The organism is Mycoplasma marinum, assembly GCF_004335975.1.
Taxonomy (GTDB): domain Bacteria; phylum Bacillota_I; class Bacilli_A; order Mycoplasmatales; family Metamycoplasmataceae; genus Mycoplasma_K; species Mycoplasma_K marinum.
The window spans coordinates 1-586 of record NZ_PSZO01000116.1 but is presented as its reverse complement, the minus strand read 5'-3'; the positions used below and the strand labels follow the sequence as shown (position 1 = coordinate 586).

Genomic DNA, 586 nt, shown 5'->3' with positions numbered 1-586 from the left:
TATGAGGATCCTCTAAAGGTTATTTATTTTATAAATTGACCTTTTTTAGTAGTCGATGTATTTCTTGAAGATTGTATATGCACATCTTCATTAACTGCATCGCCAAACGATTTCCCAAAACTGTTTGCTGAAGTTTTATCTTCAAACGAAGCAATCTTTGTTCCGTCATATCAAACATCATTTTTAGATGTAACAATAACGTTAGAATTCTTTTTACTCATGGTTAACCTCCTAATTTATTTTAGAAGTATGCTATAATTAAATTACATGGTTTAATTATATCGGCATACACTGCTGATATTTTTTCATTTCAGCTTCAGTGCCTTCATTTAGGCACAGATTAATTATAACACTCTTTTTTATATATAAGGCAATTATTTATCAAAAAAGCTATTTTTAATTTAAAACCTCAAAAAAGTTATTTTTATAGTGTATTTATGATAAAATTATTACATTACAAAGGAGTTAATATGAAAAAAGAGTATATATATAAATTAATAGAGAGTAGTCTTGGAGAGAATAAAAATGCTTATATAAGATTTTTGAATGCATTCATAACAGATTTAAAGTTAGATGGGTATTCCGA

General features: G+C 26.3%; 1 protein-coding gene. It reads right to left on the bottom strand.

Going from position 1 to position 586, the window contains the following annotated elements:
* Nucleotides 1-23 precede the first annotated feature (23 nt).
* Nucleotides 24-221: a hypothetical protein gene (locus tag C4B24_RS04915; RefSeq protein ID WP_131599662.1), complete on the bottom strand. Its 198-nt coding sequence runs from the start codon at nucleotides 219-221 to the stop codon at nucleotides 24-26.
* Between the last annotated feature and the right edge of the window lie 365 nt (nucleotides 222-586).